Origin of the sequence: Thioclava indica (assembly GCF_000714545.1) — a bacterium.
GTDB lineage: Bacteria > Pseudomonadota > Alphaproteobacteria > Rhodobacterales > Rhodobacteraceae > Thioclava > Thioclava indica.
Genome location: NZ_AUNB01000018.1, coordinates 108,255 through 120,937, shown reverse-complemented (window position 1 = coordinate 120,937; position 12,683 = coordinate 108,255). Strand labels below are relative to the sequence as shown.

Genomic DNA, 12,683 nt, shown 5'->3' with positions numbered 1-12,683 from the left:
CTCAGGCGCTTTGCCTAAGCTCGGGCCCGCTGCGACGGATGCCAGAACGTCACCAGCTTTTCGAGAAGCGCCACCGCCCCATAAAAGCCCGAGCCCGCAAGCGCTGCAACGGTAATCTCCGACCACACGAGCGGCAAATCAAGCTGCCCCACGGCGGTAGATATCCGAAAGCCCATCCCGCGGGTTGGACTGCCGAAAAATTCAGCAACAATCGCCCCGATCAGCGCCAACGTGGTCGCGATTTTCAGACCGTTGAACAGGAACGGCATTGCGGCAGGCAGGCGCAGTTTGATCAGCCCCTGCCAATAGCTTGCCGAATAGGTCGCCATCAGATCGCGTTGCAAATGATCGGTCGCGGCCAGCCCGGCGACCATGTTCACCAGCACCGGAAAGAACACCATCACCACCACGACCGCCGCCTTGGATTGCCAGTCAAACCCGAACCACATCACAAGGATCGGCGCGACGCCCACGATCGGCAAGGCGGCCACGAAATTACCGATCGGCAACAACCCGCGTTGCAAAAAGGGCGAGCGGTCGATCAGCACAGCCACAACAATCGCCGCGCCACAGCCTATCACATAGCCCGACAGCGCGCCCTTAAGGATCGTCTGCACGAAATCCTCACGCAGGATCGGGCCGGATTGCGCAAAGGTCTGCGCGATCTGGCTCGGCGCGGGCAGGATCACCGGGCTGATACCAAAGCCCAGCACCAAGCCCTCCCAAAGCAGCAGCACCGTGATGCCAAACAAGGCGGGGATGGCAAATTGCGCCCAGCGCTGATGCCCGTATCGCCGCGCCATCCACGCATTTGCGCCCCACGCACACAGCCAGAAAACTATCGCGAAAATCGCCCAACCCATCACGCCATCCCCATCCGTTTGAGGGTGATCCGTTCGATCACGCCTACGATCCCGACAAGGATCGCCGCCAGTGCGGCCGCCGTAAACAGCGCCGACCAGATTTGCACCGTCTGCCCGTAATAGCTGCCCGAAAGCAGCCGCGCGCCAAGGCCGCGCGTGGCCCCTGCGGGCAGTTCGGCCACGATCGTACCCACAAGACTGGCCGCGACCCCGACCTTGAGCGAGGCAAAGAGATAGGGCATCGACGAGGGCATCCGCAGCTTTGCCAGCGTCTCGCCCTGACTGGCATTATACGTCTTGAGCAGATCCAGTTGCATACTGTCAGGCGCGCGCAGCCCCTTCACCATGCCCACAAGCACTGGGAAAAAGCTCAGATAAGCCGCGATCAGCGCCTTTGGCAGCAATCCGGTCACGCCAAGGCTCGCCAGCACCACGATCACCATCGGCGCAATCGCCAAAATCGGCACGGTCTGGCTGGCAATCGCCCAAGGCATCACCGACAGATCCATCGCGCGGCTATGCGTGATCCCCACCGCAAGCACGATCCCAAGCCCCGTGCCCAGCGCAAAGCCCAGCAACGTCGCGGAAAGCGTGATCCAGCCGTGATAAACAAGACTGCGCTTGGAGGTAATCGCTTGCCCCGCAAGCCCCTGCCACAGCCCTTGCGCCACCTGATGGGGCGCAGGCAAAACGGGACGTTTCTGGCTCATCGTATCGCTGAGAAGCTGCGAGATCGTCACGTCCTCGCCCGCCCGCGCGGCTTGATCATAGGTCCATTTCGCATTCAACGCGACCGAGCCTGCATACCAAAGCAGCACAATCGCGGCGAGAACGGTAAGGATTGGCGCAATCATCTTCATGCCCTGCCTCCCTTCCTCTTGACCGAAATATCCTCGGGGGGTGAATGGCGCAGCCAGAGGGGGGCAGACAGCCCCCCCGCCCCGGCGCGGATGTCGCAGAGCTCACTCATCATACGCATGCCCCGCACGCAAACCTTCGCGCACCCGATGCGCGACTTGCAGGAATTCCTCGCTGTCGCGAATATCCAGCGGGCGCGCAGAGCGCGGCAACGGGCTGTCGATCACCTCGTAAATCTGACCCGGACGGGGCGACATCACGACGATCTTGGTGCTCAGATAGACCGCCTCGGGGATCGAGTGGGTGACGAAACCGATGGTCTTCTGCGTGCGCTCCCACAGCTTGAGCAGCTCTTCATTCAGCTTGTCGCGCACGATCTCATCGAGCGCGCCAAAGGGCTCGTCCATCAGCAGGATATCGGCGTCAAAGGCCAGCGCGCGCGCGATGCTGGCGCGTTGCTGCATCCCGCCCGACAACTGCCAAGGGAACTTCTTGCCAAAGCCCTCAAGATCAACCAGCGATAGCACTTTTTCAACGCGCTTGGCCTGATCTGCCTTGGGATAGCCCATAATTTCCAGCGGAAGCTTCACATTTCCTGCAATTGTGCGCCAAGGATACAGTCCCGCGGCCTGAAACACATAGCCGTAAGATCGCTCCTTGCGCGCGTCCTCGGCGCTCATGCCATTGACGCGCAAGGTGCCGCCCGTGGGCGTCTCGAGCGCCGCGATACAGCGCAGGAACGTGGTCTTGCCACAGCCCGAAGGGCCGATGAAGCTGACGAACTCGCCGCGCTCGATATCAAGGTTGATATCCTTGAGCGCATGGACCGGCCCGTCATTGGTTTCAAATGTCAGGTCCAGCCCGCGGGCGGAAATAACCGGGGCTGCCGTCATGTGCGCCTCCACAGGGTTTGATCGGCAATCTCGACGCTGTTTCCCGCTGGATCGCGCAGGTAGATCGAGCGCGCTCCGTTTGGCCAACGAAAGTCAGCCTCGATCACTACATTATTGTCTTTCAAGTGCTTTTCCCATTCATCTAGCAGCTCTCCCGTGCTGCCTATGCAGACATGCCCTGCCCCGGTCGCGCCATGCGGGGGCACTGGCAGTTTTGCGTCAGCGGCGGGGGGCTGGCGTGTGGCCTTGGCGATAAAAGCCAGGATCACGCTTGGCCCGCAGCGAAAGAACACATGCCGCCCCTCGACGCGCGCGATGCGCTCTAGGCCAAGCACGCCGCTGTAAAAACGTTCGGTCGTGTCAAGATCGCTGACATAGACCGCCGCTTCTAAAACGCCGCTATGGCCCGGAGCTCCCATGGCGACTCTACACGCCGCTCGCCGGAATACCACTGCGCTGCACGGGGCGCGGCGCGGTGAGGTCTTTCCAGGTCGACAGCGCCTTGGTCACCGGCATGCCGGGATCGCGCGCGACGAACTGGCCGTGGCCCTCCTTGGTCTTGATCTCACCATCGGCCCAAGCGACCACGCCGCGCGACAACGTATAGCGCGGCAGACCGGTCACCTCTTTGCCCTCGAACACATTGTAATCAATAGCAGATTGCTGCGTCTTGGCCGAAATCGTCTTGCTCGCCTTGGGGTCCCAGACCACCAGATCAGCATCCGAGCCCACCAGCACCGCGCCCTTTTTGGGATAGACGTTGAGGATCTTGGCGATATTGGTCGAGGTCACGGCGACGAACTCATTGGGCGTCAGCCGCCCGGTGCCAACGCCATAGGTCCACAGCATCGGCAAGCGGTCTTCCAACCCGCCCGTGCCATTGGGGATCTTGGTGAAATCGCCGACGCCATAGCGTTTCTGCTCGGTCGAAAAGGCACAGTGGTCGGTCGCCACACATGACAGCGTGCCCGATTGCAAGCCCGCCCACAGGCTGTCCTGATGCTGCTTGTTGCGGAACGGCGGGCTCATCACGCGACGCGCGGCGTGATCCCAATCCTTGTCGAAATACTCAGATTCATCGAGCGTCAGGTGCTGGATCAGCGGCTCGCCCCAGACGCGCTTGCCATTCATCTTCGCACGTCGGATCGCCTCGTGGCTTTCCTCGCACGAGGTATGCACGACATACAGCGGCACCCCCGCCATATCGGCGATCATAATGGCGCGGTTGGTGGCCTCACCCTCGACCTGGGGCGGGCGCGAATAAGCGTGACCTTCGGGGCCGTTATTGCCCTCAGCGAGCAATTTCGCCGATAATTCCGCCACCACATCGCCATTCTCGGCATGCACCAGCGGGATCGCGCCCAATTCTGCACAGCGCTTGAAGCTTGAATACAACTCGTCATCATTGACCATCAAAGCGCCCTTATAGGCCATGAAATGCTTGAAGGTGTTGATGCCGCGCTCGGTCACGGCCTTCATCTCGTCAAAGACCTGCTTGTCCCACCATGTGATCGCCATGTGAAACGAGTAATCGCAATGCGCGCGGGTCGATTTGTTGTCCCATTTCTTGAGCGCATCCAGCAGCCCCTCCCCCGGAGCCGGCAGCGCGAAATCGACCACCATGGTGGTGCCGCCCGCCAAGGCCGCCCGCGTGCCGGATTCGAAATCATCGGTGGAATAGGTGCCCATGAAGGGCATTTCCAGATGGGTATGCGGGTCGATGCCGCCCGGCATCACATAGCAGCCGGTCGCGTCGAGACTTTCGTCGCCCTTCAGGTCCGGCCCGATCTCAATGATCTGCCCGCCCTCAATCAGCACATCTGCCTTATAGGTCAGATCTGCGGTGACGATGGTTCCGTTCTTGATGACTGTGGTCATTGGGGTCCTCCTCGGAAGGGCGCTGCCTTCCTCTTGATCCAAGTATCCCGGGGGTCCGGGGGCAGAGCCCCCGGCACGCGCCCGTCTCAGCTTACGATTTCGGCTGTTTCGAGCACCGCATGCAACAGCACATCCGCGCCCGCGCCCGCCCATTCCTTGGAAATCTCCTCGGCCTCGTTATGGCTAAGGCCATCCACGCAGGGACACATGATCATCGCCGTGGGCGCGACCTTGTTGATCCAGCAGGCATCATGGCCTGCCCCCGAGATGATATCGCGGTGGCTATAGCCTAGACGCTCGGCGGCGCTGCGCACAGCTGACACGCAGGTCGGATCAAAGGTCACCGGATCAAAGCCGCCGGATTTTTCGAATTCGACGCCCAACCCCATATCGTCGCAAATCTTCTGCGCCCCTTCGCGCAGGCGCTTTTCCATATCCTCGATCACCGCCAGATCGGGCGAGCGGAAATCGACGGTGAACACCACCTTGCCGGGGATCACGTTGCGCGAATTGGGATAGACGTCGATATGGCCTGCCGCCCCGACCGCATCGGGGGCATGCGACCAGGCGATCTCATCGACCAGTTCCAGCACACGCGCCATGCCAAGCCCTGCGTTCTTGCGCATCGGCATCGGGGTGGAACCGGTATGGCTGTCCTTGCCGGTGATCGTCACCTGCGTCCAGCTAAGCCCCTGCCCGTGGGTGACAACGCCGATATCTTTGCCCTCGGCCTCAAGGATCGGGCCCTGCTCGATATGCAATTCGAACATCGCATGCATCTTGCGCGCGCCGACCTCTTCGTCACCGACCCAGCCGATGCGTTTCAACTCATCGCCAAAGCTTTTGCCCTCTGCGTCGACCTGATCATAGGCCCAGTCTTGCGTGTGCAGCCCCGCAAACACCCCCGAGGCCAGCATCGCAGGCGCAAACCGCGTTCCCTCCTCGTTGGTCCAGTTGGTCACCACGATCGGGTGCTTGGTCTTGATCCCCAAATCATTCATCGAGCGCACGGCCTCGAGCGCGCCAAGCACGCCCAGAACGCCGTCATATTTCCCGCCGGTGGGTTGGGTATCAAGGTGGCTGCCCATATAAACCGGCAACGCGTCGGGATCTTCACCGGGGCGCGTGGCAAACATATTGCCCATGCTATCGACGCCCATGCTCATGCCCGCCGCTTCGCACCATGACTGGAACAGCGCGCGGCCCTCGGCGTCGGCATCGGTCAGGGTCTGGCGATTATTGCCACCCGCGACGCCGGGGCCGATCTTGGCCATCTCCATCAGGCTGTCCCAAAGGCGGTCGGGGTTGATACGAAGGTTCTCTCCGGGTGCAGACATTTTGAAACTCCCTGTCGGCTGGTGGGGCTTTGCCCTCTTGCGACGAATCTTGTTCTGACCGTATGGTCAAGTTGAGTGGGCCATGTTCTGACTATTCGGTCAACAAAAAATCGGACGGATCGCGGATGAGAGATGACGAGAGCGGCAAACGCTCAAAAAATGGGCGCAGCGGGTCGGGAAGCCGGGCAGAAGCGCGCCGCGCCACCGAGGAAGCCATCCTCAAAGCCGCCGAAACCGTCTTTGCCGAGGCCGGCTTCGGCGGCGCCACGATGCAGTTGATCGCGGATATGGCAGGCTTACCCAAGGCGAACCTGCATTACTATTTCGCCACCAAAGAGGCGCTATATCGCCGCGTGGTCGAACGGATCTTCACGACCTGGCTGGAGGCGGCCGACGTGTTCGACGAGGCGGTCGGCCCGGCCGAGGGGATCGGTGCCTATATCGATGCCAAGATGGAGATTTCGCGCAGTCACCCCAATGGCTCCAAGGTTTGGGCCAGCGAGGTGATGCACGGCGCGCCGGTCATTCAGGACTACTTGGAAACGACGCTGCGAGACTGGACCGAGGGGCGCGCCAAGATCATCCGGCGCTGGATCGCGCAGGGCCAGATGGCCGATGTCGACCCGCATCACCTTCTATATATGCTGTGGGCGACGACCCAGCATTACGCCGATTTCGGTCATCAGATCGAGACGCTGAACGGTGGCAAACCGCTATCGGATGAACAGTGGGAGGCCACGAAAGCCAGCGTGAAGGGGATCGTGCTGCGCGGGATCGGGGTGCTCTGAGCGGCTACTGCGCCGCCGGAGTATCCGGCGCATCAGGGGCATCAGGGGCATCCGGCTGGCCCAGCGGCGCAACTTCGACGGGGGCATTGGGCGCCCCCTCGACCCCTTCGGGCAAATGCGTCTTGGGCAGTTTTGCCCCCAACAACTCGGCCCCTTCTGCAATCTCGGCCCCGCTTTTGAGGTCGGGCTCGGGCGCGGCCTGCATCGCGGCCCCCTCAGCGCCTCTATCCGAGCAAACATAGACCGTGCCGCCAACGATCACCGCCGTCGCGGCCAATGCAGGCGGCGATGAGGCCGCCAAAACGCCAATCCCGGCTTGCAACAGCTTATCGCGCAAGCGACTCGACTGATCGCGCACGATCTTTGTGCCCAGCTGATCGCCAACAACCGCGCCCGCCGCATCCGCCGCAAGACCTTCGGCACCGGTCCCAAGGCCCTGCACGGCCTGTGTCGTGCCCACCAACCGCTGGCAGAAGCTTTTCGAGGGCTTGCGGCACATCCCATAGGCATCGCGCGCGCCCTCGTCATAGCCTAGATAGGTCTTGGCCTTGCGATCCCATTGCAAACAGAACGGTGCGCGCCCGGCATCATCCAACTCAGGCGTCAACGCGCGCAGGGTCACGAGCGCCGGGCAGGTCACATCGCCCCTCTCCCCCAACACCTTTTCGCGCAGACTGCGGCTGTCTTTGAGCGCCGCATTGTCGGGATCATAGCGGAAATCATAAGTCTCGCCGCGAATCGAGGTTTTGCACGAAACCAGTTCGGCAAACGCAGGCGTGGCGGGCAACAGAAGGGCGCAAAGAAACGCGAGGCGCAGCATGGGGAAACCTCCGGGGCTGCGCGTAAAATAGGCAGCGCTGGCAATGGCACAAGGGGCGGAGCGGGCGAATGTCGATGACATGGCGCGTGCCTCGCAGCGATTGCAGCGCCTCCTGCCAATAGGGTGCAAAGTCTGTAGCGCGTTCGAACATGCGCGGGGTCTTCTTGAACTGGCGGTTCGCGGTGAAGGGCATCCAAAAGGCGTTCAGGTCATTGGGGGGCTTGCGATCAAGGGCCATGAGATTTCTCCGGTCGGGCGGCCGGGGGCCGCGCCACGGGCCGACAATAGCGATTTGACCAGTCGGTCAGAGTGAACGCTACCACAGCCAAGAGGTCAGTTAAGCGCTGCATTGCGACGCGACTTGCCCTGGCGTAAAGGCAACGCTACGTTGATCCGCGCGCCGCTTTTCGGTTACTTTAGCGTGATCGGGAGAAATGCATTGAATGATACCGGAAATCAGGCGCGCTTTGCGCAAGGCCAAGACGCAGATAAGCCGCTGACACGCATTCAGAAGCTGAACCGGAGCAAGATCCTAGAGGCTGCGCTTGAGGTGTTTTCCGCGCATGGGTTTCGCGGCTCGACGCTGGATCAGATCGCGTCCGAAGCTGGTTTGAGCAAACCCAATCTGCTGTATTATTTTCCCTCCAAAGAGGCGATCCATGCCGAGTTGATGGCAGGGCTTCTTGACATTTGGCTGGCACCGCTGCGCGCGATGAAACCTGACGGAGAACCGCGCGCTGAAATCATGTCCTATATGCGCCGCAAGCTTGAGATGAGCCGCGAAATGCCCCGCGAAAGCAGGCTTTTCGCGAATGAGATGCTGCAAGGCGCGCCCCGGATGGAAGATGAGCTGGGCCACGACCTCAAGACGTTGGTGGATGCCAACGCGCAGGTTATTCGCGGCTGGATCGACGCCGGTAAGCTGGCCCCGGTTGATCCCCATCACCTGATTTTCTCGATCTGGGCACTGACGCAGCATTACGCCGATTTCGAGGTGCAGGTGCGCGCGGTTCTTGGCCCCGACACCGACCCGTTTGAGGGCGCAGGGCAGTTTCTGGACATGCTATTCGGGCGCTTGCTCGCCCCCTGATCGCCCCCTCTGCCTGCGCAGTTAACCCTATGGCGAAACTGCGGCCGCGTTTTTACCTTTGCGAAACTTCTTGCGCGCAGACTCACCCTGTGGGGATGTTTATGCGAGGAAATGGGGATGGACCGGATATCGGGGCTGATGCCTCAAACGGGTTGGTCGCCGCTGTTAAGCCCGGCGACACCTAAAAATGCGCCTGCAACAACGGTGGAACCGGCGGCGACATCCGCCGACACGAATGGCGGGAAAAGTGCGGGAACGGATACGCAAACGGCGCAAGATCATGCGCAAACCGCGCGGCTGTTTCGCGGCATTGCCGCAGCGCATATTGCCAGCGGGGAAACCCAAAGCGAACCGGTCGGGCCGCCGCCTGATCCGAATGCGCCATCAGGGCCAATGCCGACCTTCGATGTGTCACCGCTAGAAGAGGCGGCCGCGCGGGTCATGGCCGTTCCGGCGATGGCGGGGGATATGGCGGCGTCAGAGACCTCGGAGGCTGTCGAAACACCAGAGTCGCTAGGTAAGACGTCAGAGCAAGACAGCGCGATCAAGGAATCGTCTCAATCCGGGGAGGCCACGCTATCGGCGGCGGTGACGCAAGACGCCGCGCCTGATACAAGCGCGGCGCAGCAGTGGCAGGCCCGGCCTTGGCCACAAACGCCCCAGACCAACGCGTCACAACTTGATGTGACGCGCTGACGCGCCCCCCGACAGAGGGCGCGCCCTTACTCGGCGGCGGTGGCCGAGGGGTTGTTGGGATGCGTCGTCCAGTTGGCATAATCGCCCACCGTTTCGCCTGTGCGCGGATCGACGCTGCCTTTGGCCATTTGCACCATCTCGATGCAATCGACCGGGCAGACCTCGACACACAGGTTACAGGCGACGCATTCCTCATCCTTGACGGTGAAGGTGCGGTCCTCGGACATCGCGATGGCCTGGTGGCTGGTATCCTCACACGCGGCAAAACAGCGCCCGCATTTGATGCAATCGTCTTGAACGATCTCGGCCTTGGTGACGTAATTGAGGTTAAGATATTGCCAATCCGTCACATTGGGCACCGCGCGCCCGACCAGTTCGGACGTGTTGGTGAACCCCTTGCGATCCATGTATTCCGACAGGCCCGAGATCATCTCTTGCACGACCTTGAACCCGTAGGTCATCGCCGCCGTGCAGACCTGCACATTACCCGCGCCGAGCGCCATGAATTCGGCCCCGTCGCGCCATGTCGTGACGCCACCGATCCCCGAAATCGGCAATCCTGCGGTTTCCGCATCGCGCGCGATTTCGGCCACCATATTCAGCGCAATCGGCTTGACCGCCGGGCCGCAATAGCCGCCATGCGTGCCCTTGCCGTCAATCGTGGGCTCGGGCGCGAAGTCATCCAGATCGACCGAAGTGATCGAATTGATCGTATTGATCAGGCTGACCGCATCCGCGCCCCCCGCCTTGGCCGCGCGCGCCGGGCCGCGAATGTCGGAAATATTGGGCGTGAGTTTCACGATACAGGGCATGCGCGAATGCTGTTTTACCCAGCGCGTGACCATCTCGATATATTCGGGCACCTGCCCGACAGCCGAGCCCATGCCGCGTTCGGCCATGCCATGCGGACAGCCGAAATTGAGCTCGACCCCATCGGCCTCGGTGTCCTCGACGCGCGCAAGGATCGCCTTCCAGCTATCCTCGTCGCAAGGCACCATCAGCGACACGATCAGCGCGCGATCCGGGTAGTCACGCTTGACCGATTTGATTTCGCGCAGGTTCACCTCGAGCGGGCGATCGGTGATCAGCTCGATGTTATTAAGCCCCAGCAACCGCCGGTCCGCACCGTAGATCGCGCCGTAACGGGGGCCGTTGACGTTAACCACGGGCGGCCCTTCAGAGCCGAGCGTTTTCCACACGACGCCGCCCCAGCCCGCCTCGAAGGCGCGCCGGACGTTGTATTCCTTATCCGTGGGCGGGGCCGAAGCCAGCCAGAACGGGTTGGGGGATTTGATACCGATGAATTCGGAACGTAGATCGGCCATCTCTTAGCCCTCCATCAAAACGTGGTGGATATCTTGCGCAGCGTCGCGCCCTTGCGCCACTGCCGTGACGGTCAGATCCTCGCCCGCATGGGTACAATCTCCGCCAGCCCAGACGCGCGGGGCGGTCGTGCGCCCTGCCCCGTCAACCTTGATCTTGCCGCCCGCGACCTCGACCTTGGCAGGCGTGTCACCCAGCGTCTGACCAATCGCCTTGAACACCTGATCGGCGGGCAGGCGGAAGGTGGCGTCGGTCATCTCAAGCCCATCAGGGCCGGAGCGCGTATAGGCGAACTCGACCTCTCGCACCGCACCATTGCCGTGGATCGCCACGGGTGCCGCGTTCTCGATGATGCTCACGCCATGGGTCAGCGCGTGTTCCTGCTCGTGCAGGCTGGCGGGCATTTCCGCGCGCGCGCGACGATAGACAAGGCTGACATTGAGCGCGCCGAGCAGTTTCGATTGCACCGCCGCATCGACCGCCGTCATGCCTCCGCCAATCACAACCACATCGCGCCCAACCGGCAAGCTGGCCAGATCCGAGGCCTGACGCAATTCCGCGATGAACTCTGTCGCAGGGCGAATGCCTGATTTGTCCTCACCCTCAAGGCGCAGCGCATTCACACCGCTCAAGCCCATGCCAAGGAAAACCGCGTCATGATCGCCCAGAAGATCCGCCAGATCGCCATCGCCCTTGCGGCCCAATTGCCAGTTCTCGACCACCGTGATGCTGCCGATCTGCAACAGCCACGCGACCTCGGCCTGCGCGAAGCCGCCCGGAGCCTTGTAGCTGGCGATGCCGTATTCGTTCAGCCCGCCGGGTTTGGCGTGGGCGTCATAGATCGTGACCTCATGGCCCAACATCGCAAGACGATGCGCCGCCGCCAGACCCGCAGGCCCCGCGCCCACAACCGCGACCGATTTGCCGGTGCTTGGCGCGCGTGAGAACGGGTGATCCTGCTTGGCCATCAGAGTGTCCGTGGCAAAGCGCTGCAACGCGCCGATTTCTACCGGCTCGCCCTCAGAGTCCATGCGCACGCAGGCCCCTTCGCACAGCGTCTCGGTCGGGCAAACGCGCGCGCACATGCCACCCAGAATGTTTTGCTCAAAGATCGTGCGGGCCGCGGCCTCGGGCGTGCCGGTCGAGATTTGCCGGATAAACAGCGGCACGTCGATTGAGGTCGGGCAAGCCTCCATGCAAGGCGCATCGTGGCAAAAATAACACCGATCCGCTGCAATGCGCGCCTCTTGCACGCCAAGGGGCGGCGCAACATCGGTGAAATTTTTGCAGTAACCTTCGGTATCTAGCCGTCCGGGCACGATCCCTTCGGTGAGCTGGCTATGTGACATTTGCGGGCTCCCTGTCCTTTTTATACTGCCCCTACGCTGCCACAGTCTTGAATTTTATCAAGTGGTAAAATATTCCGCACTGCAGCAGAGGCCCGTTTCCTCCGCTCTGCCCGGAGATTGTGCGCGATGCCCTTCGCTTGCTCATTTTCCGGGCAGTCAAGATTTCGCGAGTGCTTAACCCTGCGCAACCCGTTGCGGCTTTTCACCGCGCCTCACCTCGCGTATAACCACCTGTGACAGTGTAAGGCCCCGACAGAACGGGCCATTCGTAAAAGCCCCCCTTGAGGATCGCATGACCAAAGACACCCGAGACAATGACGTGGCCTTCATTCAGGCACTCGCCGAACTTTTGAACGCCAACAAACTGACCGAATTGGCGGTGACGCGCGATTATGGCCCCGATGACAGCCTGAAGGTGCGCGTGGCCAAACAGGTGAATGTGGTGCAACAGGCTAGCGCGCCGATGGCGGCGGCCCCTGCTCCGGTTGCGCCTGCCGCTAGCCCCGCCCCAAGTGACGCAGCCCCCGCGACCGACGATCCCGCCGATCATCCCGGCGCGGTTGCCTCGCCGATGGTGGGCACGGCTTATATGTCGCCCGAACCCGGCGCGTCGGCCTTTGTCAAACCCGGCGATCAGGTCAAAGAAGGCCAGACACTGATGATCGTCGAGGCGATGAAAACGATGAACCATATCCCGGCCCCGAAAGCGGGCACGGTCAAGCGCATCCTCGTGGATGACGGCCAGCCGGTGGAGTTTGGCACGACCCTGATGATCGTTGAGTGAGGGC

General features: G+C 61.8%; 13 protein-coding genes. 4 read left to right on the top strand and 9 right to left on the bottom strand.

Annotated elements, in window-relative coordinates; translation table 11 throughout:
* Positions 1 to 14: 14 nt before the first annotated feature.
* The 6 genes from DT23_RS06700 to DT23_RS06675 form a co-directional block, all read right to left on the bottom strand.
* Positions 15 to 863: an ABC transporter permease gene (locus tag DT23_RS06700; RefSeq protein ID WP_038129672.1), complete on the bottom strand. Its 849-nt coding sequence runs from the start codon at positions 861 to 863 to the stop codon at positions 15 to 17.
* On the bottom strand, positions 863 to 1,723 hold the full coding sequence (locus DT23_RS06695) for an ABC transporter permease (RefSeq protein WP_038129671.1): 861 nt from the start codon (positions 1,721 to 1,723) through the stop codon (positions 863 to 865). Before DT23_RS06695 ends, DT23_RS06700 begins: the two co-directional genes overlap by 1 nt.
* Before the next feature lie 102 nt (positions 1,724 to 1,825).
* Positions 1,826 to 2,614 (bottom strand): ABC transporter ATP-binding protein, encoded by a 789-nt coding sequence (locus DT23_RS06690; protein ID WP_038129668.1) that lies wholly within the window; start codon positions 2,612 to 2,614, stop codon positions 1,826 to 1,828.
* Positions 2,611 to 3,033, bottom strand: a complete 423-nt coding sequence (locus DT23_RS06685) for a VOC family protein (protein WP_038129665.1) — start codon at positions 3,031 to 3,033, stop codon at positions 2,611 to 2,613. The genes DT23_RS06690 and DT23_RS06685 overlap by 4 nt, the downstream gene beginning before the upstream one ends.
* Before the next feature lie 7 nt (positions 3,034 to 3,040).
* A complete protein-coding gene (gene hydA, locus DT23_RS06680) occupies positions 3,041 to 4,492 on the bottom strand; it encodes a dihydropyrimidinase (protein ID WP_038129664.1) in 1,452 nt (483 codons plus the stop codon).
* A gap of 86 nt (positions 4,493 to 4,578) precedes the next feature.
* Positions 4,579 to 5,829 carry a Zn-dependent hydrolase gene (locus DT23_RS06675; RefSeq protein WP_038129662.1) on the bottom strand — a complete coding sequence of 417 codons (1,251 nt, stop codon included), beginning with the start codon at positions 5,827 to 5,829 and terminating at the stop codon, positions 4,579 to 4,581.
* A 125-nt stretch (positions 5,830 to 5,954) separates the two neighbouring features.
* Between DT23_RS06675 and DT23_RS06670 the strand changes: the two genes are divergently transcribed.
* On the top strand, positions 5,955 to 6,617 hold the full coding sequence (locus DT23_RS06670) for a TetR family transcriptional regulator C-terminal domain-containing protein (RefSeq protein WP_038129966.1): 663 nt from the start codon (positions 5,955 to 5,957) through the stop codon (positions 6,615 to 6,617).
* Positions 6,618 to 6,621: 4 nt separating this feature from the next.
* Here DT23_RS06670 and DT23_RS18450 read toward each other — a convergent pair whose 3' ends face one another.
* Complete coding sequence (locus DT23_RS18450; RefSeq protein WP_051697094.1) at positions 6,622 to 7,437, bottom strand: hypothetical protein; 816 nt, start codon at positions 7,435 to 7,437, stop codon at positions 6,622 to 6,624.
* Between the two features lie 439 nt (positions 7,438 to 7,876).
* Between DT23_RS18450 and DT23_RS06655 the strand changes: the two genes are divergently transcribed.
* Complete coding sequence (locus DT23_RS06655; RefSeq protein WP_051697093.1) at positions 7,877 to 8,527, top strand: TetR family transcriptional regulator C-terminal domain-containing protein; 651 nt, start codon at positions 7,877 to 7,879, stop codon at positions 8,525 to 8,527.
* Positions 8,528 to 8,644: 117 nt separating this feature from the next.
* Complete coding sequence (locus tag DT23_RS06650) at positions 8,645 to 9,223, top strand: flagellar biosynthesis protein FlhF (RefSeq protein ID WP_038129658.1); 579 nt, start codon at positions 8,645 to 8,647, stop codon at positions 9,221 to 9,223.
* A 26-nt stretch (positions 9,224 to 9,249) separates the two neighbouring features.
* Here the strand turns inward: DT23_RS06650 and preA are convergent, their stop codons facing one another.
* Entirely contained in the window at positions 9,250 to 10,548 is a 1,299-nt protein-coding gene (gene preA / locus DT23_RS06645; RefSeq protein ID WP_038129656.1) for an NAD-dependent dihydropyrimidine dehydrogenase subunit PreA, read from the bottom strand.
* 3 nt (positions 10,549 to 10,551) lie between these two features.
* Positions 10,552 to 11,895, bottom strand: coding sequence for an NAD(P)-dependent oxidoreductase (locus tag DT23_RS06640; RefSeq protein WP_038129653.1), 1,344 nt, complete (start codon positions 11,893 to 11,895; stop codon positions 10,552 to 10,554).
* Between the two features lie 292 nt (positions 11,896 to 12,187).
* Here DT23_RS06640 and accB point away from each other — a divergent pair, with 292 nt between their 5' ends.
* Positions 12,188 to 12,679, top strand: a complete 492-nt coding sequence (gene accB / locus DT23_RS06635) for an acetyl-CoA carboxylase biotin carboxyl carrier protein (RefSeq protein WP_038129651.1) — start codon at positions 12,188 to 12,190, stop codon at positions 12,677 to 12,679.
* Positions 12,680 to 12,683 lie beyond the last annotated feature (4 nt).